At 72.1% G+C, this 19,429-nt stretch carries 18 protein-coding genes; 5 read left to right on the top strand and 13 right to left on the bottom strand.

All coding sequences use genetic code 11. The features are described from left to right. Nucleotides 1-28: 28 nt before the first annotated feature. Complete coding sequence (locus HC031_RS27425) at nt 29-1,642, bottom strand: GMC family oxidoreductase (protein ID WP_167928334.1); 1,614 nt, start codon at nt 1,640-1,642, stop codon at nt 29-31. A 244-nt stretch (nt 1,643-1,886) separates the two neighbouring features. Here HC031_RS27425 and HC031_RS27420 point away from each other — a divergent pair, with 244 nt between their 5' ends. From HC031_RS27420 to HC031_RS27405, 4 genes are all read left to right on the top strand, one after another. Continuing rightward, on the top strand, nt 1,887-3,407 hold the full coding sequence (locus tag HC031_RS27420) for an aldehyde dehydrogenase family protein (protein ID WP_205863314.1): 1,521 nt from the start codon (nt 1,887-1,889) through the stop codon (nt 3,405-3,407). An 81-nt stretch (nt 3,408-3,488) separates the two neighbouring features. After that, nucleotides 3,489-3,986, top strand: coding sequence for a heme-degrading domain-containing protein (locus tag HC031_RS27415; protein WP_167928333.1), 498 nt, complete (start codon nt 3,489-3,491; stop codon nt 3,984-3,986). Continuing rightward, nucleotides 3,983-4,396 carry a MaoC family dehydratase gene (locus HC031_RS27410; protein ID WP_167928332.1) on the top strand — a complete coding sequence of 138 codons (414 nt, stop codon included), beginning with the start codon at nt 3,983-3,985 and terminating at the stop codon, nt 4,394-4,396. Before HC031_RS27415 ends, HC031_RS27410 begins: the two co-directional genes overlap by 4 nt. Further along, nucleotides 4,393-5,160, top strand: a complete 768-nt coding sequence (locus HC031_RS27405; RefSeq protein ID WP_167928331.1) for an enoyl-CoA hydratase/isomerase family protein — start codon at nt 4,393-4,395, stop codon at nt 5,158-5,160. The genes HC031_RS27410 and HC031_RS27405 overlap by 4 nt, the downstream gene beginning before the upstream one ends. A gap of 56 nt (nt 5,161-5,216) precedes the next feature. Here HC031_RS27405 and HC031_RS27400 read toward each other — a convergent pair whose 3' ends face one another. The 12 genes from HC031_RS27400 to HC031_RS27345 form a co-directional block, all read right to left on the bottom strand. After that, nucleotides 5,217-6,260 (bottom strand): alcohol dehydrogenase catalytic domain-containing protein, encoded by a 1,044-nt coding sequence (locus HC031_RS27400; RefSeq protein WP_167928330.1) that lies wholly within the window; start codon nt 6,258-6,260, stop codon nt 5,217-5,219. 2 nt (nt 6,261-6,262) lie between these two features. Then, the gene (locus HC031_RS27395) at nt 6,263-7,288 is read right to left on the bottom strand and encodes an NAD(P)-dependent alcohol dehydrogenase (RefSeq protein WP_167928329.1); all 1,026 of its coding nucleotides are present in this window, start codon (nt 7,286-7,288) and stop codon (nt 6,263-6,265) included. A gap of 22 nt (nt 7,289-7,310) precedes the next feature. Further along, a complete protein-coding gene (locus HC031_RS27390) occupies nt 7,311-8,462 on the bottom strand; it encodes a zinc-dependent alcohol dehydrogenase (RefSeq protein WP_167928328.1) in 1,152 nt (383 codons plus the stop codon). After that, on the bottom strand, nt 8,459-9,400 hold the full coding sequence (locus HC031_RS27385; protein ID WP_167928327.1) for an NAD(P)-dependent oxidoreductase: 942 nt from the start codon (nt 9,398-9,400) through the stop codon (nt 8,459-8,461). The genes HC031_RS27390 and HC031_RS27385 overlap by 4 nt, the downstream gene beginning before the upstream one ends. Next, on the bottom strand, nt 9,397-10,233 hold the full coding sequence (locus tag HC031_RS27380) for an HAD-IIA family hydrolase (protein WP_167928326.1): 837 nt from the start codon (nt 10,231-10,233) through the stop codon (nt 9,397-9,399). Before HC031_RS27380 ends, HC031_RS27385 begins: the two co-directional genes overlap by 4 nt. Continuing rightward, nucleotides 10,233-11,759 (bottom strand): xylulokinase, encoded by a 1,527-nt coding sequence (locus tag HC031_RS27375; protein WP_167928325.1) that lies wholly within the window; start codon nt 11,757-11,759, stop codon nt 10,233-10,235. The genes HC031_RS27380 and HC031_RS27375 overlap by 1 nt, the downstream gene beginning before the upstream one ends. Beyond that, nucleotides 11,734-13,188, bottom strand: coding sequence for an aldehyde dehydrogenase family protein (locus HC031_RS27370; RefSeq protein WP_167928324.1), 1,455 nt, complete (start codon nt 13,186-13,188; stop codon nt 11,734-11,736). The genes HC031_RS27375 and HC031_RS27370 overlap by 26 nt, the downstream gene beginning before the upstream one ends. 156 nt (nt 13,189-13,344) lie before the next feature. Further along, on the bottom strand, nt 13,345-13,902 hold the full coding sequence (locus HC031_RS27365) for a glucose-6-phosphate isomerase family protein (RefSeq protein WP_167928323.1): 558 nt from the start codon (nt 13,900-13,902) through the stop codon (nt 13,345-13,347). Continuing rightward, on the bottom strand, nt 13,899-14,672 hold the full coding sequence (locus tag HC031_RS27360) for a GntR family transcriptional regulator (RefSeq protein WP_167928322.1): 774 nt from the start codon (nt 14,670-14,672) through the stop codon (nt 13,899-13,901). Before HC031_RS27360 ends, HC031_RS27365 begins: the two co-directional genes overlap by 4 nt. 44 nt (nt 14,673-14,716) lie before the next feature. Beyond that, nucleotides 14,717-15,733, bottom strand: coding sequence for a zinc-dependent alcohol dehydrogenase family protein (locus tag HC031_RS27355; RefSeq protein WP_167928321.1), 1,017 nt, complete (start codon nt 15,731-15,733; stop codon nt 14,717-14,719). A gap of 44 nt (nt 15,734-15,777) precedes the next feature. Further along, nucleotides 15,778-16,797 (bottom strand): alcohol dehydrogenase catalytic domain-containing protein, encoded by a 1,020-nt coding sequence (locus tag HC031_RS27350; RefSeq protein WP_167928320.1) that lies wholly within the window; start codon nt 16,795-16,797, stop codon nt 15,778-15,780. Continuing rightward, complete coding sequence (locus tag HC031_RS27345) at nt 16,794-17,825, bottom strand: zinc-dependent alcohol dehydrogenase (RefSeq protein WP_205863313.1); 1,032 nt, start codon at nt 17,823-17,825, stop codon at nt 16,794-16,796. The genes HC031_RS27350 and HC031_RS27345 overlap by 4 nt, the downstream gene beginning before the upstream one ends. Nucleotides 17,826-17,905: 80 nt before the next feature. Between HC031_RS27345 and HC031_RS27340 the strand changes: the two genes are divergently transcribed. Next, nucleotides 17,906-18,850, top strand: a complete 945-nt coding sequence (locus HC031_RS27340) for a PfkB family carbohydrate kinase (RefSeq protein WP_167928318.1) — start codon at nt 17,906-17,908, stop codon at nt 18,848-18,850. Nucleotides 18,851-19,429 lie beyond the last annotated feature (579 nt).

Below are 19,429 nucleotides of genomic sequence, written 5' to 3'. Positions count from 1 at the left end.
TCCTACTCCCCCGTCGAGGTTCTGGTGCCTACGCGTCGATGCCACGGATCAGGTCAGCGGCCTTCTCCGCGATCATCACGGTTGGCGCCTGGGTGTTGGAGCTGACGATGCGCGGCATGACCGACGAGTCGACGACCCGCAGCCCTTCGAGCCCGTGGACGCGAAGGTCGGGCGAGACGACGGACAGATCGCCCTCACCCATGGCGCACGTGCCGACCGGGTGGTACGACGTGCGGCCGAAGTCGCGGACGAACCTGATGTAGTCGTCCTTGGTCTTCAGCTGGCGGCCGCCGGCCAGGTGCTCCGCCTTGATGTGCGGGGCCATCGACGGCTGAGCCATGATCTCCCGGCTCTGCTTGACGCCTTCGGCGCTGATCTCGAGGTCGTAGTCGTCGGCGACGAAGTTCGGGTCGATGATCGGCTGCTGACGGGGGTCGGCCGACGCCAGGCGCACGGTGCCCCGGCTGCGCGGCCGCACGAAGTAGGAGTTCAAGGTGACGCCGAAGCCCGGCCGGACCGCGGCGATGCCGGCCTCCGCGCCCGAGGCCGGCAGGAAGTGGAACTGCAGGTCCGGGGACGCCTCGTCCCGGTTGGCGTACGAGAAGGCGCCCGCCTCCACCACCGTGGACCGCAGCGGGCCCGAGCGCAGCGCGAGGTACTGCAGGCCCGCGAGTGCGGTCGCCGGCCGGACCCGGTCGAAGCGGTCCATACTCTGGTACTCGTTGAGCTCGTAGATGATGTCGAGGTCGCAGTGGTCGTGCAGGTTCTTGCCCACCCCGACGAGGGCGTGCCGGACGTCGATGCCGACCGCCTTGAGGTCCTCCGGGTCGCCGATCCCGGACAGCTGGAGCACCTTCGGGGAGTTGAACGCCCCGGCCGCCACCAGGACCTCACGCTGGGCCGAGAACCGGAACCGCTGGCCGCCGCTCAGCGTCTCGACGCCGACCGCGCGCTTGCCGTCGAGGATGATGCGGCTGGTCAGGTGCCCGGCCTTGACGACGAGGTTCGGCCGCTTGAGCGCGGGCTTCAGATACGCCGCCGCGGCGCTGCACCGGCGACCGTCGCGGGTCGTGGTCTGGTAGTACCCGGCGCCGTACTGCTCGGCGCCGTTGAAGTCCGAGTTGTACGGCAGCCCGAACTCCTGCGCCGCGCGCACGAAGGCCTTCGACAGCGGGTGGGGGGTCGGCAGGTCCGACACACCGAGCGGGCCGTCCGTGCCGTGCCACGGCGCCGACAGGCGCTCGTTGCCCTCGGAGCGCAGGAAGTACCGCTGGATGTCGGCGAAGCGCCAGCCCTTGCAGCCGTAGACGTCGGCCCACTCGTCGTAGTCGCCGGGAACGCCTCGCGTGAACACCTGGGCGTTGATGGATCCGCCGCCGCCGACGACCTTGCCCTGGGGCAGCGGGATCACCCGGTCGCCGCAGGCGCGTTGCGGGGCGCTGGTGAAGCCCCATTGGTACGGTCCGACCGTCAACTTGGCGAAGCCTGCCGGGACGTGGATGAAGGGATGACGGTCAGAGCGGCCCGCTTCGATCATGAGTACGCGGACCGTGGGGTCCTCGGACAGCCGGCCGGCGAGCACACAGCCTGCGGTTCCTCCTCCCACGATCACGTAGTCGAAGTCGAGCTCGCTGCGCGCCATTGATTCCTCCACTTTGATTCCGCCCGGCCGTGCCTCTCGCTTCGGGAAACGGTTTCCGATACCCTCCGACAAGAGGTGCCAGGTATTGCAACACCGCTCTTGGTCGGCTAACTTTGCGCCTCCAGGAGCGGTCACGTCAAGAGGTAAACGTTTCCCGGCGCGTCGAGCGGCCGCCGACCTGAGGGGTCTTTCGGCAAGCGGGTGCGGTGGGGTCAGTGGAATCCAGAAACAGTCAGGAGTGGTCATGACAGCGACGGCTGAGTCTCGTGCCACCGGCAGCGCGGCTGCGATGCAACCGCGCGTGTACGGGCACTTCATCGACGGCAGATTCGAACCGCCGTCCGACGAACGCCACGCCCGACGCGCCCCCGGCACCGGCGCCGTCGTCGCCGAGTACTCCCGCGGCACGCAGGAGGACACGCAGCGGGCGATCGCCGCCGCGCGGCGCGCCTTCGACCACGGCCCCTGGCCGAGGCTGTCGGGCCAGGAGCGGGCCCGGGTGCTGCTCCGCCTGGCCGAGCTGGTACGCCAGAACAAGGAGCTGCTGGCGCGCCTGGAGGCCGAGGAGGTCGGCAAGTCGATCCGGCTCGCACGCGGCGACGTCGACGGCACCATCGGCATGATCGAGTACGCCGCCGGGCTCGCGATGTCGACGCACGGCGACATTCACACCAACCTCGGCGAGAACTTCACCGCCTTCGTCGCCCGGGAACCCGCCGGCGTCGTCGGGATGATCACTCCGTGGAACTTCCCGCTGCTGCTGCTCGCGCAGAAGCTGCCGTACGCGATCGCCGCCGGCTGCACCGCGGTCGTCAAGCCGGCGGAGATCACGTCGAGCAGCACGCTGGAGTTCGCGCGCCTGTGTCAGGAGGCCGGCGTCCCGGAAGGCGTGGTCAACGTCGTCACCGGCAGCGGCAGCGTGGTCGGCCAGTACATCGCCGAGTCCGAGGACGTCGACGTCCTCTCGTTCACCGGCAGCACGGACGTGGGACGGCGCATCGTCGAGGCCTCCAAGAGCAACCTCAAGCGGCTGTCCCTCGAGCTCGGCGGCAAGGCCGCCAACATCGTGCTGCCCGACGCCGACCTCGAGGACGCGATCGACGGCGTGATGTTCGGCGTCTTCTTCAACAACGGCGAGTGCTGCGTCTCGGGCGCCCGGCTGCTGGTCCACGAGGACATCGCCGACGACTTCATCGCCGAGCTCGTCCGCCGGACGTCCCGGCTGCGGGTCGGCCAGCCGCTCGACGACGGCACCGACGTGGGCCCGCTGATCCACTCCGACCACCTCGACAAGGTGCTCGACTACATCGGCTCGGCCGAAGCCGACGGCGCGCGCATCGTGAGCGGCGGGTCGCGGATCACCGACGGCGCGTTCGGCGACGGCACGTTCCTCGAGCCGACGATCCTCGACGCCGTACCGACCACCGCGAAGGTCTTCAACGAGGAGATCTTCGGGCCGGTGCTGACGATCACCCGGTTCCGTGACCTCGACGAGGCGATCGAGCTCGCCAACTCCGTCGAGTACGGGCTGGCGAACTCGGTGTGGACCAAGGACATCGACAAGGCCCTGACCGCGTCCCGCCGCCTGCGCAGCGGGACCGTGTGGGTCAACACCACGATCGACGGCGCGCCCATGCTGCCCGGCGGCGGCGTCAAGAAGAGCGGGTACGGCCGTGAGATGGGCCAGGTCGGCTTCGACGAGTTCACCGAAGTGAAGACGGTCCAGATCCGTACCGGCAAGCGGACCCCCTTCTTCAACGCCTAGCACGCGCGAAAACCCACCAGTCGCGGCGGACCGGCGATGCGCAACACGCCGGTCCGCCGCCCTGTCCGCAGGAGTGTGACCATGGCCAACGCCGAGGAGCTGGCACGCCAGCTGGCCGCCGAAGAAGACGACGTGCAGTTCGACTCGTTCGACCTCGATGCGGCCTGGGCGCTCGGCACCGCGCTCGTCGCCGCCGCCCGGGAGCGGGCGCATCCCCTCGCCATCGACATCCGGCTCGGCGCCCAGCAGGTGTTCCACGCCGCCCTGCCCGGATCGACCGCCGACAACGACGAGTGGATCGAACGCAAGGCGCGGACGGTGATGAGGTTCAACCGCTCGTCGTACCGGGTCGCCGTCGAGGCCGAGCGCGACGGCTACGACTTCGACGAGAAGTTCCGGCTCGACCGGTCGGAGTACGTCGCGTCGGGCGGCTCGTTCCCGCTGCGGGTACGCGGGGCCGGACTCATCGGCACGGTGACCGTGTCCGGGCTGCCCGGTCCGCAGGACCACGCGTTCCTCGTCGAGAGCCTCCGGGCGTTCCTCGCCGCACCACGCCCCGACGGTGGCCGGAACCGATGACCGACGACCTCATCGGCCGGACGGTCACGTTCAGCAAGACCGTGAGCGAGTCGGACGTGTACCTCTTCGCGGGCATCAGCGGCGATCTCAGCCCCAACCACGTGGACGAGGAGTACATGAAGCGCACGCCGTACGGGCGGCGCATCGCCCACGGCGCCCTCATGGTCGCCTACATGTCGGCGTGCTCGACGAAGTTCGTCGAGTCGATCGGCAACGACCCGCACGTGTCGTACGGCTACGACCGCATCCGTTTCACCCGCCCGGTGTTCCTCGGCGACACGGTGCGCATCGAGTACACGATCGCGGAGAGCGAGCCGCAGCGTCGCATGCTGCGCGCCGACGTGCGGGCATACAACCAGGACGGGGAGGTCGTGGCGGTCGCCACCCACATCCTCAAGGGGGTCGCATGACCGGGATCCAGGTGACCCGGGTGGCGGCCGTCACGGTCGTGACGCTCGCCAACGGGCCGCTCAACCTGCTCACCGTCGCCGGCCGCCGCGAACTGGAGACGCTCGCCCACAAGCTACGCGGCGACGAGGAGACACGCGCGGTCGTGATAACCGGATCCGGTCGTTGCTTCTCGGCCGGAACCGACATCACCGAGTTCCCTCGCGACGCTGCCGCGGGACGGGCGCGTTCGCGCACGGAGCACGCGTGCGCCGACGCGATCGCCGCGCTACCGCAACCGGTCATCGCCGCCCTGCACGGTCACGTTCTCGGCGGCGGGCTGGAGTTGGCGCTGGCCTGCGACCTCCGGGTCGCCGACGAGACCGCGCGGCTCGGGTTGCCGGAGGTGAAGCTGGGGGTGTTCCCGTCCGCCGGCGGCACGCAGCGCCTACCTCGCGTCATCGGCGCCTCGCGGGCCAAGGAGCTCATGTTCCGCGGTGACACCGTCGACGCCCGGCGGGCGCTGGAGCTGGGAATCGTCGATCATGTCGTCGAGGCGGGAACGGCGCGGACGTTCGCGCTCGAACTCGCGACGACGATCGCGAGCCGGCCGGCCCGCGCGGTCCAGGCGATAAAGGCGGCGGTGGACGGCGGGCTCAGCAACGGCGCGGCCACCGGTCGCCAGCTGGAGGCGAACCTGATCGGCGAGCTGTACGCCACGCAGGACGCCCAGGAAGGTGTTGCCGCGTTCCTCGAACGCCGCCCACCGGTCTTCCGGCACCGCTGACGGCCGACGGTGAGGTCTGAGCGCCGTGACGGCGCTCAGACCTCACCGCTCCGGTATCAGGCGACGATGCCGATCTTCCCCGAGGCGCCCGCGTCGGCCTCCCGGTACGCCGCCGCCGCGTCCGCCAACGCGTACCGCCCGGTCACGACGATCTCGGGGTGCAGCTGCCAACGGGCCAGGTTGTCGACCAGCTCCTGCAGCCGCCAGGTACTGGTGACCCACGAGCCCTCGATGCGCAACTGCTGGTGGATCACGTCCGGGCTGGCGTCGAGCTCCAGCCGGCCACCTTCACCGACCAGCACGCAGCGGCCGTACCGGCGGGCCGCGCGGACCGCGAGCGTCCGCCCCGCGGCGCTACCCGAACAGTCCATCGTGGCCTCGAACCCGCCGTCAGTGGCGGCCAGCAGCGCCGGCAGGGCATCGTCGCCGGCGAGGACCCCGTCGTCGATGGCGCCGAGCCGTACCGCCAGGTCCAGCCTCTCCTGACTGGTGTCCACCCCGACCAGCCGGGACACGCCGAGGCAGCGCGCCAGCAGCCCGGCGGCCATCCCGACCGGGCCGGTGCCGACGATCAACAGCCGGTCCCGGCCGGACGGCGCGATCCGGCAGAGCGCCTCGTACGCGGTGCCGAAGCCACAGGCGCAGCAGGCGCCGTCGAGGTAGGTGAGGAAGTCGGGCAGCACGACACAGTCGCGGGCCTCGGCGAGCATGAATTCGGCGTGGCCGCCGTCGCGCTGCCACCCGTACGCGGCCCGGGCCGGCGAGGTGCAGCTGATCTGGTAGCCCATCCGACAGTCGGCGCACGTACCGCAGCCGCTGATGTGGTAGACGGCCACCCGGGCGCCTACCTGCAACGATTCGACGCCGGGGCCGACGGAGACCACCTCACCGGCCGGCTCGTGGCCGCCGACCACACCCTGGTACGCCTCGGGTCCGTGCCCCAGGTGCTCGCGGTAGATGGCCCGCAGGTCGGAGCCGCAGATCGTGGAGGCGCGTACCCGCAGCAGCACCTGGCCGTGGCCGGGGGTCGGCACCGGTACCTGCTTGAATTCGACGCGGCTGCCGCCGGGCAGGAAGGCGCCGGTCATGGTTGCGGTCATGATTACTCCTGGGGGCGTACGACGGTCTTGATCGCCGACGGGTCGGATGAACCGGCGGTGAGCGCGTCCTCGGCGTGGTCGAGGTCGAACCGCCCGGTCACCAGAGGGCGAAGCTGGACCCGTCCGGTGGCGGCCATCGCGATCGCCGACGGGTAGGTGTTGGCGTACCGGAAGGTGCCGGTCAGATTGATCTCCCGGTTCTGGATCAGTTGCAGCGGCACCACCGCGTCCGCTGAGGGCCCCATGCCCACGGCGACGGCGGTTCCGGCCGGGGCGAGCGCGACGATGCCGTCGACCAGCGCGCGCGGCACGCCGGAGCATTCCAGCAGCACGGTGGCGCCGACGTCGGCGGGGACGGACTCGCGGGTCAGATCGATGACCGAGGTGGCGCCGAGTTCGGCGGCCAGCGCGAGCCGGCGCGGGTTCACGTCGGTCACGATCACCTCGGCGGCGCCGAAGGCGCGGGCCACCTGGGCGGCGACCAGCCCGATCGGTCCGGCCCCGGTCACCAGTACCCGCTCGCCACCGCGCAGCCCGGCCCGCCACGAGGCCCACACCCCCACCGACAGCGGCTCGATCAGGGCCGCCTCGTCGTCGTCGAGGCTGTCCGGTACCCGGTGCGCGAACTCCTGGTTGATCGTCACGTACCGGGCGAACGCGCCGTCGATCGGCGGGGTGGCGAAGAAGCGGACGTCCGGGCACAGGTTGTAGTGGCCGGTCCGGCACTGGGCGCACCGTCCACACGGGACGCCGGGTTCGAGCGCCACCCGCTCGCCGACCCGGGAGGCGTCGGCGCCGGGCCCGGCGGCGACCACCACCCCCGACGCCTCGTGGCCGAGCACCAGCGGCTGCTCGACGACGTAGTGGCCGATGCGGCCGTGCTCGTAGTAGTGCACGTCGGAGCCGCACACCCCGACGGACCGGACCTCGACGAGCAGCTCACCCGGCCCCGGCTCGGGCGTCGGTCGGGACTCGACGCGCAGGTCCTTGACGCCGTACAGGACGGCCACGCGGTTGTCGTACGCCATGTCTTCCTCCTCGCTTCCGGGCCTAGTCAGCGACCAGCACGACCTTGATCGCATCGCCACGGAGGGCCGCGAAAGCCGCCTCCGGCTCCGACAGCGGCACCTCGTCGGTGACCAGCGACGCGAACGGCAGGTCTTCGCGGCCGAGCAGGGCCATCGCCTCAGCGTAGGAGCGGGGCGGGTTGGCGCTCATGCCCAACAACCGGATGTTGCGCTGGCAGATGTCGACGGCCGGATCGAGCCGGATCTCACTGCCGGCGTTGACCATGTTGCCCACCTCGACCACCGTGCCGAGCCGCCGGCTGAGGCGGATGCCCTCGGTCAACGCGTCCGGCGCGTTGCTGCAGTCGATGACGAGGTCGGCGCCCCGGCCGGCGGTCATCGCGCGGACCCGGGCGAGACGGTCGGCGGCGCTGGTCGCCCGTACGTCGAGGACCTCCTCGGCGCCCAGCGACGCGGCCGCGGCCAGCCGGCTCGGGCGCGCCCCGGTGACGATGATCCGGTGCACGCCCAGGGCCCGCAGCACGAGTACGGTCAGCAGCCCGACCGGGCCGGCGCCCTGCACGACCGCGGTGGAGTCCGGTGTCAGTACCTCGTCCCAGGTGCCCGTCGCGGTACGGGTCATGTCGACCGCGCGGACGGCCACGGCGAGGGGGTCGAGCAGCGAGGCGACCGCGCTCGACATGGAGTCCGGCACCCGCCAGTAGTACGTGCCCGGGTAGACGACCAGGTGCGAGCCGTAGCCGCCGGTGAGGGCCGGCGCGGTGGCGTCGTCCTCCAGCGGTGAGGGGCCGCCGGCACCGGTGGCCTCGAACGGGATGCCGTAGACGAACCCCTTGGTGCAGGTCGCGGCGGCCGGGCCGAACCGGCGGCAGGCCCAGCAGGCGCCGCACGGGATCCACGGGAACAGCGCGACCCGGTCGCCCTCGGCGAGCGGCTCATCGCCGGCGTCCAGCCGGGCGGTGCCCTCGCCGAACGCGACGACGGTGCCGACGATCTCGTGCCCGAGCACCGTCGGCCGCGGTGGCGCGCCGTCGAGCAGATGCAGGTCGGTGCCGCAGATACCGTTCGCCTCGACGCGCAGCAGCAGGCCGCCCACGGGTACCGGGGGCAACGGCAGGTCGCGCCGCTCCAGGCGGCCCGGCGCGGTCCAGATCGAAGCGGTGGCGTTACTCATGACTCCTCCTTCTCGATGGCGCCGGCGGCGCGCAGTGCGTCCACCACTCCGGTGGCCACCCGGTACTTGAGCTCGTGTATGGCCTGCTGGCTGTAGAAGGCCACGTGCGGAGTGATCACTACGTTCGGGCACTCGCGCAGCGGTGAGTCGGCGGCCAACGGCTCGGACTCCACGACGTCGAGCCCCGCGCCGCCGAGGTGCCCCGACCGCAGGGCACCGGCCAGAGCCGACTCGTCCACGACGGCGCCCCGCGCCGTGTTGACCAGGAACGAGCCGGGCCGCATCCGGGCGAGTTCGGCGGCTCCGATGAGGTGCCGGGTCCGCTCGGTCAGCGGCAGGTGCAGGCTGACCACGTCACTGGTGGCGAGCAGCTCGTCGAACCCGACCCGACCGATGCCGTCCGGCAGCGGCTGCTCGTCGTACGCGACCACGTCGAAGCCCAGCGCGGCGGCCTTGCGCGCCACCATCGCGCCGATCCGGCCGACGCCGACCAGCCCGAGGCGCAGGGTCGAGGTGCGGCGCACCGGCCGGACCTCGTCCAGATCCCAGCGCCCGGCCCGCACCGCCCGGTCAGCCGCCACCACTCCCCTGGTCAGTGCCAGGATCAGCGCGATCGTGTGGTCGCTGACCTCGGAGACGGCGTAGTCGGGTACGCAGATCACCGCAACGCCCCGCTCCGCCGCGGCCGCGACGTCGATCGTGTCGACGCCGGTGCCGTACCGGGCGACCGCGCGCAGCCCGGGCAGCTCCGCGAGCGCGGCGCGGGTCACCGGCGCGTACTGGGTGACCAGCGCCAGCGCGCCGCGCCCCGCCGCGACCACCTCCTCGGCGGTTCGGCAGTGCGCGACCGTCACGTCCAGGCCGGCCGCCTCGAACACCGCGCGCTCGACGTCCACGCCGCCGTGGTCGCAGTCGGTGATGACGACTGTCTTCCTCACGCTGTCACTTCCGTTTCCCGCCGGCTGGCCGGCGGATCGTATGAGGAGTCGACGAGCGCATCGGTGAGCGCGTCGAGGGTGGGAAACACCAGATCGGGTACCGGGTCGAGCACCGCGTGCGGCGGCGTGACTCCGCAGGTGAGCAGGACCGTGGCGATGCCGAGTACGGCGGCCCCGGCGATGTCGGAGCGCAGCGAGTCACCGACCATCACGGCGTCGGCGGCCTCGACGCCCAGCCGGGCCAGCGCCCGCTGGAACATCACCGGACTCGGCTTGCCGACGTACTCGACGGCCCCGCCGGCCGCCGGATCGACCGTCGCGAGCAGGGCGGCCACCACCGCGCCGGTACCCGGAAGCAGCCCGGACTCCGTCAGCAGGACCGGATCGGCGTTCGCGGCCACCAGGCGGGCGCCCCGGCGCAGCGCGTCGATCGCCGGCCCGAGGTCGGCCAGGGTCGCGGACAGGTCCAGCCCGACGACGACCACCGACGCGCGCCGGGCGTCGACCGCGAGCCCGGCGTCGGCGACCGCCGCGGCGACCGGGCCGCTGCCGAGCACGTACGCCCGGTCGTCCGGGCCGCAGGTTGCGACCAGATGATCGCGCAGCGCGTCGCTCACGGTCAGCACCCGCTCGGCGGGCAGGTCGGCGCCCATCCCGGCGAAACGGTCGGCGATGTCCGCCGCGGTCACCAGCGTGTTGTTGGTGGCGCACAGGTACGGCCGGTCGGCGACGGCGTCGAGGAACCGGCGCAGCCCGGGAGCGGGACTGGTGCCGAAGCACAGGACGCCGTCCATGTCGAGCAGCAGCGCCCGCCCGGCCAGTGGGTCGCCCATCAGAGATAAGCCTTCCAGACGGGGATCAGCGCGTCGTGGAACGCGCGGAACCGCTCGTACGCGGAGGCGTAGGCGGCGATGTCCGGGCCGGGCTCGTAGCGCGTACCCGACTCGACGACGATTCGCTCGGCGGCCTCGGCGACGCTGGCGTAGCACCCCGCGCCGACGAGCGCGCAGATCGCGGCGCCCACGATGCCGCCGTCGCTGGTGGCGAGCGTGGCGACCGGCATGCCGTACAGGTCGGCGCGGATCCGGTTCCACAGCGGACTCGTCGCGCCGCCGCCGGTGACCCGCAGCTGGGCGCCGGTCCGGTCGGGCTGGAACAGGTCCAGCGCCAGCCGCAGGTCGTAGCAGACGCCCTCCATCACCGCGCGCACCAGCGCGGCCCGGTCGTGCCCGGGCGTGATGCCGATGAACGCGCCGCGCGCGTGCGGGCTGCCCAGGGTCCGCTCGCCCAGCAGGTACGGCAGGAACATGAGGCCGTCGCTGCCGGCCGGGACGTCGGCCGCGAGCGCGGTGAGCAGGTCGTAGCGCGACGCCCCGGTCCGGCGCGCCGCCTCGGTCACGCCCTCGCACAGCTCGTCGGCGATCCACCGCATGCACAGTCCGGCGGCGTCGCCGATGCCGAAGTGCACCCAGCCACCGGCCGCGGCGCGCAGGTTCATCACCCGGGTGTCCGGGTGCGGCGCCTCCGCGTACCCGGCGATGATCGAGGCGGTACCGCTGATCTCGGTCACCCGGCCGACACTGTGCAGCCCGGTCGCGGCGAGCTGGCAGAGCATGTCCCCCGCGCCCGCGACCACCGGCGTACCGGCGGGCAGCCCGGTCAGCGCCGCCACCTCGGCGGTGACGCCGCCGATGACGTCACCGGACGCGAGGATCGGCGGGAGCTTCGCCCGGTCGACCCCGACCGCCGCGCAGAGCGCTTCCGACCACTCGCCGCGCTCCGCGTCGTACAGGAACGCTCCCGAAGCCTCGGTGTGGTCGGTGGCCAGCACCCCGGTCAGACAGAGGTTCAGGTAGTCCTTGGTGACCGGGAACGCGTGCGCGCGGCGGTACAGCTCGGGCTCGTGACGGGCGTACCAGGCGATCTTGATGCCGGACCACGCCGGGGTCGGCAGGTTTCCGGCGAGCCGGACCAGGTCGGCGGCGTCCGGGCGGGCGGCCAGCTCCTCGGCGATCGCCGCGCCCCGCTTGTCGCTCCAGATGCCGACCCGCTCGGCCACCGGCGCGCCGTCGGCGTCGACGGGCACCACGCTGTGCATGGCCGCGCCGACCCCGACCGCCAGGACCCGGCGGTCGGGGTTGCGGGCGAGCACGGTGGACAGGTTGGCGAGGGTGGCGTTCCACCAGTCGATCGGCCGCTGCTCCGCCCAGCCGGGGGCGGGTGCGAACAGCTCCACCGGCGTGGTGGCCACGTCCAGCACCTCGCCCAGCGGCGAGACGAGCGCCGCCCTTGTCGTCTGCGTGCCGATGTCGACCGCGACGACGCAGGCGGAGTCAGTAGCCGAGCTCGACGCGGACATGCTTGGTCTCCAGGAACGCGGTCAGGCCGTCGCGCGCCAGCTCGACGCCCAGCCCGCTCTGCTTCCAACCGGCGTACGGGAACGGCACGTCACCGCCGCCGACGTTGTTGATGTTGACGGTGCCGTACTCCAACCGCTCCGCGCCGAGAGTCGCCGTGCGCAGATCGGTGGTGTAGAGGAACGCCACCAGGCCGGACTCGCCGGCGTTCGCGCGCTCGATCGCCTCGTCCACCGACGACACGACGGTGATCACGGCGACCGGCCCGAACACCTCCTCGGAACTGATGCGCATGGTGTCGGTGACGCCGGTGAGCACGGTGGGCGGGAAGTACCAGCCGCCGTCGTACTCCGGCCCGGTGAGCCGCTGCCCGCCGGTGAGCACGGTCGCGCCCGCCGCCCGGGCGTCCTCGACGAGGTCGGTCACGTGCTGGAGCGCCGCCTCGCCGCACATCGGACCCATGTCCGGCTCGGGGGCGGCGTCGCCCCGGCCGATCCGCATCGTGGCGGCCGCCGTGACGAACCGCTCGGTGAACTCGTCGGCCACGGCCGCCTCGACGTAGATGTGCTGCACCGAGTTGCACAGCTGGCCGCTGTTGCGGAACGCCCGCTTCACGCCGTCGGCCACCGCCCGCTCCAGCGGCGCGTCCGCGGCGACGATGAGCGGCGAGCCACCGCCGAGCTCCAGCGTCAGCCGCTTGAGCGTGTCGGCGGCGACGCGCATCAGGGTCTTGCCGGTGCCGGTGCCGCCGGTGAACGTGAGGTGCCGGACCAGCGGGTGCGCGGCGAGCGCGGCGCCGACCGTCGCGCCCGGTCCGGCGACGAGGTTGACCACGCCGGCCGGGAACCCGGCCGCGACGAAGCCCTCGGCCAGCGCGAGCGTCGACAGTGGAGTCTGCTCGGCCGGCTTGGCGACGACCGTGCAGCCGGCGGCCAGGGCCGGCGCGAGCTTCCAGGCCAGGATGCCGAGCGGGTAGTTCCAGGTGGCGATCGCGCCGACCACGCCCGAGGGCTGGCGCAGCACCGTGCTGCGCAGGGTCGGCGAGGCCGTCGGGATCGTCTCGCCGAGCACGTGCGGCGCTGCCGAGGCGTAGTAGTCGAACGCGGTGGCCACCGCCTTCACCTCGCCGATCGACTCCGACAGCGGCTTGCCCTGCTCGGCGGTGAGGGTACGGGCGATCGGGTCGACGTGGTCGCGTACCCAGGCGGCGAACCGGGTCAGGTACGCGGTGCGGGCCGGCACCGGCAGCGCGGCCCAGTCCCGGAAGGCGGCGTGCGCGGCGCGTACGGCCTCGTCGACCAGGTCCGCCTCGGCCAGCGGCGAGTCACCCACCGGTGCGCCGGTGGCGGGATTGACCACCGGCAGTTGGCCGGCGGTGTCCCGCAGCTCGCCGGCGACGAGCAGCCGGACGGACGAACGATCATTGCTCACTGACGACTCCCTGCGTGATCGGTCCAGCGCACGCGTCACCCACCAGGGATGACGACGCCGCTGTGAACAAGCTGCTCCCGGCCGGGCCCACGCATCTTGCGCGGGCCCGGGCGGAGCACGGCGGTGATCTCCCGCCACCGCGTCGGTGGCGGGCGTCTAGCCGACCCGGTAGCCGTCGCCGTCGGCGAGCACGCGCACGGCGAAGCCGTCGCGCTCGATGGACGCGTAGTCGTGTCCGGCGTTGCCGAAGAAGACGGCGAGGAAGACGAACGGCTCGGTACCGACGTTGACGCTGCGGTGCGCCCAGCCCGGCGGCACGTAGACGGCCCGGCCCGGCGGCATCTCCTCGACCCGCACCTCTCCCGACCGGGTCTGCATGACGACCGCGCCGGTGCCCGCCGTCCCGAGGTAGAACTCCCCGGAGTCGACCACGTGGTGGTGCCCCTTGGTCATGTAGAACTCGTCGCCGATGCGGCCCGGCTCGATGATCGTCATACGGTAGACGAGCTGACTCGCCTCGTGCGGCACGTCCGCCTCGTACGCCCGGTAGATCACCGGGTCCTCGCCGGCGGCGGCGGTCACGGCGGCCCGGTCGTGGTACGCCTCGGCCATGTGGCTCAGGCGTCGCTCCACGACCAGCGCGTACGGGTCCATGTCGCCGCTGGCCAGGTCGAGCATGGTGGCGAGGGGCAGTTGCAGATTTTCCAGTGTCATGACGCCACCAGTTCGATGTCGAATTGGAACCGGTCCCCGCGGTAGACCGCGACGAACCATTCAAAGGGCTGTTGATCGGTATCTCGGGTGAGGCTCTGCATGACGAGAACCGGTGACCCCTCCGGGACGTCGAGCAGCGACGCCTCCGTGGTGTCCGCGCCGCGCGCCTCGACCCGGCGCCGCCCGGTCGCCGGACGGCAGCCGTACCGCTCCGCGAGCACCTGGTACAGCGAGCGATCCGTCATGTCGATGTCGACGAAGCCGGGGAACCGTGCGCCGGGCAGTCTGGTGTAGACGATCTGCGCCGGCTCGTCGTCGACGTAGCGCACCCGGTCGAACTGCACCACGTCGGCGCCGATCGGGATCTCCAGCTGGGCGGCCTCGCGCACGCTCGCCGGAACCACCCGCTGCGCCAGGACCCGGCTGGTGATGTCGCGGCCCTGCTGGACCATCTCGTCGTAGAAGCCGGCGGCGCGCTGGACGAAGGTGGCGTCCACCTTGCGGTCGGCCACGAACGCGCCGACGCCTTTGACCTTGACGATCAGGCCCTCGTGGGCGAGCTGGTCCACGGCCTGCCGCACGGTGGTCCGGCTGACCTGGTAGTACTCACACAGATCCGCCTCGCTGGGCAGTTTGTCGCCGGTCATCCACTCGTTCGCGAGACGATCGAGCAGGATCTCCCGGAGCTGCGAGTAGAACGGCAGCTCCGAACGGCGGTCGATGCGACGGGCGGCTGCTCTCGCCGGCGGAGACGCTGGTGACCCTGTCATGACAGGATGATAGGCAGCATGGTTTCCCTCAGTCAATGACATCGCTACGGCCTAATCACGGCTTTCACGCTGGCCGAACTGGACACCGCCTCCAGCGCGCGGTCGAACTTGTCCAGCGCCACCACGTCGGTCACGATCCCTTCGGTACGCACCCGGCCGGACCGCAGCGCCAGCAGCGACCGGTCGAAGCAGTGCGTCTGGGCGAAAGAGCCCTTGATGGTGAGTTCGCGGGCGAAGATCTCGTACGGGGAGAACGGCACCCGGTCCTCGGCGTCCGCCATCCCGTACACGAGCACCGTGCCGCCGATACGGGTCAGGGCGGGCGCCTGGGCGAGGAGATCCGGCGATCCGGTCGCCTCCACGACCACGTCGAACCCGGACGGCGCCAGGGCGCGTAGCCGCGGCAGGGCCTCGGTGAGGTCCCCCCGTCCGATCCGGACGGTCTCGTCCACCCCGAACGCCCGGGCCAGCTCCAACTTGTGCTCCGACGGCGCGGCCACGGTGATCCGGGCGGCGCCGCCGTGCAGCAGCAGCTGGGACAGCAGCAGTCCGGTCGGCCCGGCGCCGAACACCAGCACGTCCGAGCCAGGCCGCAGAGCCAGCACATCGGCGCCGTGCATGGCGCACGCCAGCGGCTCGGTCATCACCGCGACCATCGGGTCGAGGTTTCCCAGCGGGAAGCACTTCTCCGCCCGGACGACCACCAGCTCCGCGAACCCGCCCGGGCCGTTCACCCCGAGCGAGTAGAAGTTCTGGCAGTACAGCGGCTGGTCGCGCCGGCAGTACTCGCAGTGGCCGCACAGCACGGTGTTGTCGGCGGCGACCAGATCCCCCACGGCGAGGCCCTCGACGCCGTCGCCGACGCTCTCCACCTCGCCGACCATCTCGTGGCCGGGGATGAGCGGGTACCGCGCCATGAAGCCGCCGGCGAGCAGGTGGCGGTCGGTGCCGCAGACCCCGGTGACGACGATGCGCAGGCGCACCTCACCCGGCCCCGGGTGCGGGTCGGGAACCTCGTTGACGGCCCACTGGTGCGGGCGCTCGAAGACAACTGCACGCATGCCTACCTCTTTTCCTTGTCGTACTGTCGGGTACTGCCGGCGGGTCAGGGCCGCAATACCGCCTTGATGACGTGTCGTCCCTCGACCGCGTCGAACGCCTCCGACCAGGCCGCCAGATCGAACGGGGTCACGAGCCACTCCGGCGCGATCCGCCGCGACGACAGCAGCTCGGTCGCGGCCAGCCAGCCGGTGTGCGACGACGACATCGCGAAGGACACCGTGACGGCCCGCTGCAGCATCGCGTCCCACGGCACGGCGATCGTCTCCGCGCCGCCGAAGCCCAGGGCCAGCAGTCGCCCGCGCCGCCGCAGCAGCGCGGTGGCCATGGCGACCGCCGACGCCGCGCCGGTGGTGTCGACGACGAGATCCGCTCCCCCGCGGTCACTGCGCGCCGCCACCCAGGAGGCCGCCTCGTCCGGCGACCGCGCGACGGCCAGTCCGTGTTCGGCGGCCGCGGCCAGCCGGAGCTGACTGCTGTGGCGGCCCACCACCAACACCCCGGCCGCGCCGTACGCCGTCGCGGCGAGCGCGGCGAGCAGCCCCAGCGGACCGGCGCCGACCACGACGACCAGGTCACCCGGTTCGACCGGGGCCTGCTCGTACCCGCTGCAGACGACGGCGAGCGGCTCGGCGAGGACCGCGGCGTCGTCGGGGACGGCGTCGGCGATGACGTGCAACAGATGCGCGGGGAGCCGGACCCGCTCGGCGAACCCGCCGTCGATGCCCCAGCCGGGCGAACGCTTGTCCGCGCACAGCTGAGCCCACCCCCGCCGGCACAGGTAGCACACGCCGCATGCGCCGGCGTGCGGCTCGGCCACCACCCGCTTGCCGATCAGCGCCTCGTCGACGCCCGCCCCGACCTCGGCCACGCGGCCGAGGATCTCGTGGCCGAGCACCACGGGCGGCCAGTACGGGAACTCGTCGGCGACGATGTGGAGGTCCGTGCCACAGATGCCACCGGCGATGACGTCGAGAACGACCTCGCCCGCGCGGGCCGCCGGCGCGGGCACGTCGCGCAGGGCGACACCGCCGACGCCGCGGATCGTCTTGACGACGCCCTTCACGCCGCGCCACCGCCGTTCGAGGTCCGGCAGTCGACGAGCACCTTCACCTGGGTGCCGTCGCGCAACTGCGCGAACGCCTCGCCGACCCGCTCGAGCGGCACGACCGCGGTGACCAGTTGGTCCGTATCGATCACACCGGCGGCCAGCATGGCCAGCGCGGCGTCGATGTCCTCGGGCCGGTAGACCCGCACGCCGACCACGGACAGCCCGCGGAACATCAGCGCCTGGAGGTCGACCGGGGCCGGCGCGCCGTAGCTGCCCACGATGACCACCTGACCGCCGGGCACGACGAGCCCGGTCAACGTCGCGGCCACCGACGGGTGCGCGGCGGCGTCGAAGGCCACGTCCGCAAGGTCGCCGCCGGTCAGGTCGGCCAGCCCTGCGGCCGGATCCGCCGCGTCCAGCAGGGCGAATCCGAGCGCGCTCGCCACCGCCCGCCGGGCCGGCACCGGCTCGGCGACGTAGACGTGGGCAGCGCCCGCATGCCGGGCGGCCAGCGCGGTCAGCAGCCCGACCGGGCCGGCGCCCACCACCACGACGGTGTCGCCCAGTCGGAGGGCGGATCGCCGCACGGCGTGTACGGCAACCGCGAGCGGCTCGGCGAGCGCGGCGTCGCGCGCGGCGAGTCCGGCCGGCACGGGGTGCAGCCGGGCGTCCGGCACGGTGAGCCGAGCGGCGAGGCCGCCGTCCCGGTCGATGCCGATCAACCGTAGCCGGGCGCACACGTGGAAGCGCCGCCGACGACACGCCGCGCAGGTCCCGCAGGGCAGGAGCGGGTTCACGACGACGTGCCGTCCGGCGTACGCGCTGTCGGCGTCCGCCGGTACGGCGCCGACGATCTCGTGACCGAGCACGAGCGGGTACGTGGCCCGCGGATGTTCACCGTGCACGATGTGCAGGTCCGTGCCGCACAGCCCGACGTAGCGCACATCCAGCGTCGTCCCACCGTCGCCCGCGGGAGCGGGGCGGTCCTGCATGCGGAACTCCCAGGGAGCTGTCGCAACCATCGCGTCCATGGTCAGCATCATGTCATGACAGGATGATTGGTGTAAGTTCCTCTCTCGTGAACGGGCAACAACGTCATCGTTCGGGACCCTCGACGGTCGCGGTGGCCACACTCGGCGAAGCGATGCTGCGCCTCTCGTCACCGCCCGGCGAACTACTCCGCGACAGCGCACAGTTCCGGGTACACGTCGCCGGGGCCGAAGCCAACCTCGCCGTGGCGTTGGCTTCGGTCGGCGTGCCGACCCGCTGGACCTCGGCACTGCCCGACACCGTCCTCGGCCGCCGCGTGGCCGACTCGCTGTCGAGCGCGGGCGTCCTGATCGATGCCGTACGGTGGGCGCCGGACGGGCGCCTCGGACTGTATTTCGCTGAGATCGGCTCCCCGCCGCGACCGACGAGAGTGGTCTACGACCGGGCGGGTACCGCATTCTGTTCGCTGTCCGCGGACGACCTGGACTGGCCCGTCGTGTGCGACGCGCGCGTGATGCATCTGACCGGGATCACCGCCGCGGTGGCGCCCGGGTCCGATGCGCTCGTCATGCGAGCGGCCAGGGAGGCCCGCGAACGGGGCGCGCTGGTGGTCTACGACGTCAACTACCGCGCGGCACTGACTTCCACGACTGCGGCCGCCCGGTTCGCCACGGACCTGGCCGCGGACGTCGACCTGCTGGTCTGCCGGGCCGAGGACGCCCGTGACCTCTTCGGACTGGCCGGCGACCCGTTGGCCGTGGCGAAAGACCTGGCGCGAACACTTTCGATCGAGCGGGTGGTGGTGACGTCGGGCGCCGACGGCGCGGTCGCGTGGTGGCAGGACGAGACGTTCGGCGCTCCCGCGCTGCCCACGGTCGCGGTGGACCGGATCGGCGCCGGGGACGCCTTCGCCGCGGGTCTGCTGTGGGGGCTGCTCGACGGCTCCCCGCAGGATGCGCTCACCCGGGCCACGGCGATGGCCTCTCTGGCCATGAGTGTCCACGGTGACCAGTGCCGGTTCAGCGCCGACGAGGTGCTCGATATTGCCCACGGCTTGGGACGAGAGGTCCGCCGATGATGCCGCACCGATGAGGCGATCGTGACGGCGGGCACTTCGGCGGGCAGTTGTTCGCAGCGGAGCCCGGCGCCAGCCACGCGGGCACCATCCGGTGCACCACGAGGCGGTCCACGATGGAAGGCTGCGCACGGTCTCGAAGCAGCGAAATGCGACCAGCACCACTGGATACGGACTGCCCGACCGGATCGGTGCGTGACTAAGATCATCAGCGTGCCCGCCAGCAGCAGCGTCGCGCCGAACCGCACGCCCGGGGTAGGTCCGAAGCCGGAAACGTCATGTTGTGCCGTCGCGAGTCGGCAACCGCATCGGCGCGGCCTGCTTTTCGTAAAAGCGACATCTGGACGATGGTCGGATCGTGTCGCGAGCCCCCGCAGCGTGCGCTCGTACGCGGAATCGGCTGTCCGCAGTTCGGCTGGCACATCGCCGAAGACCGCGGGAATGCGTCGGCACCCGACTGAGGATGCCGGCCGCCTGCGCGTCCCCCGCGAATCAGCACCACGCAGCGCCGGTTCAAGGCTGGACGTGGCCAGCAATCAATACGAAAAGGGTCCGCAACGGGGCGGAGACCGCACCATCCAG

The sequence above is a fragment of the Planosporangium thailandense genome, assembly GCF_011947195.1.
GTDB lineage: Bacteria > Actinomycetota > Actinomycetes > Mycobacteriales > Micromonosporaceae > Planosporangium > Planosporangium thailandense.
This window is presented reverse-complemented; position numbering and strand designations above follow the sequence as displayed.

Excerpts from the sequence above, each read along its gene's own strand:
- HC031_RS27405 (WP_167928331.1), top strand. The coding sequence starts at position 4,393 with ATGACCGGGATCCAGGTGACCCGGGTGGCGGCCGTCACGGTCGTGACG.
- HC031_RS27410 (WP_167928332.1), top strand. The coding sequence starts at position 3,983 with ATGACCGACGACCTCATCGGCCGGACGGTCACGTTCAGCAAGACCGTG.
- HC031_RS27395 (WP_167928329.1), bottom strand. The coding sequence starts at position 7,288 with ATGGCGTACGACAACCGCGTGGCCGTCCTGTACGGCGTCAAGGACCTG.
- HC031_RS27380 (WP_167928326.1), bottom strand. The coding sequence starts at position 10,233 with ATGGGCGACCCACTGGCCGGGCGGGCGCTGCTGCTCGACATGGACGGC.
- HC031_RS27345 (WP_205863313.1), bottom strand. The coding sequence starts at position 17,825 with ATGATGCTGACCATGGACGCGATGGTTGCGACAGCTCCCTGGGAGTTC.
- HC031_RS27360 (WP_167928322.1), bottom strand. The coding sequence starts at position 14,672 with ATGACAGGGTCACCAGCGTCTCCGCCGGCGAGAGCAGCCGCCCGTCGC.
- HC031_RS27415 (WP_167928333.1), top strand. The coding sequence starts at position 3,489 with ATGGCCAACGCCGAGGAGCTGGCACGCCAGCTGGCCGCCGAAGAAGAC.
- HC031_RS27390 (WP_167928328.1), bottom strand. The coding sequence starts at position 8,462 with ATGAGTAACGCCACCGCTTCGATCTGGACCGCGCCGGGCCGCCTGGAG.
- HC031_RS27375 (WP_167928325.1), bottom strand. The coding sequence starts at position 11,759 with ATGTCCGCGTCGAGCTCGGCTACTGACTCCGCCTGCGTCGTCGCGGTC.
- HC031_RS27420 (WP_205863314.1), top strand. The coding sequence starts at position 1,887 with ATGACAGCGACGGCTGAGTCTCGTGCCACCGGCAGCGCGGCTGCGATG.
- HC031_RS27355 (WP_167928321.1), bottom strand. The coding sequence starts at position 15,733 with ATGCGTGCAGTTGTCTTCGAGCGCCCGCACCAGTGGGCCGTCAACGAG.
- HC031_RS27400 (WP_167928330.1), bottom strand. The coding sequence starts at position 6,260 with ATGACCGCAACCATGACCGGCGCCTTCCTGCCCGGCGGCAGCCGCGTC.
- HC031_RS27425 (WP_167928334.1), bottom strand. The coding sequence starts at position 1,642 with ATGGCGCGCAGCGAGCTCGACTTCGACTACGTGATCGTGGGAGGAGGA.
- HC031_RS27365 (WP_167928323.1), bottom strand. The coding sequence starts at position 13,902 with ATGACACTGGAAAATCTGCAACTGCCCCTCGCCACCATGCTCGACCTG.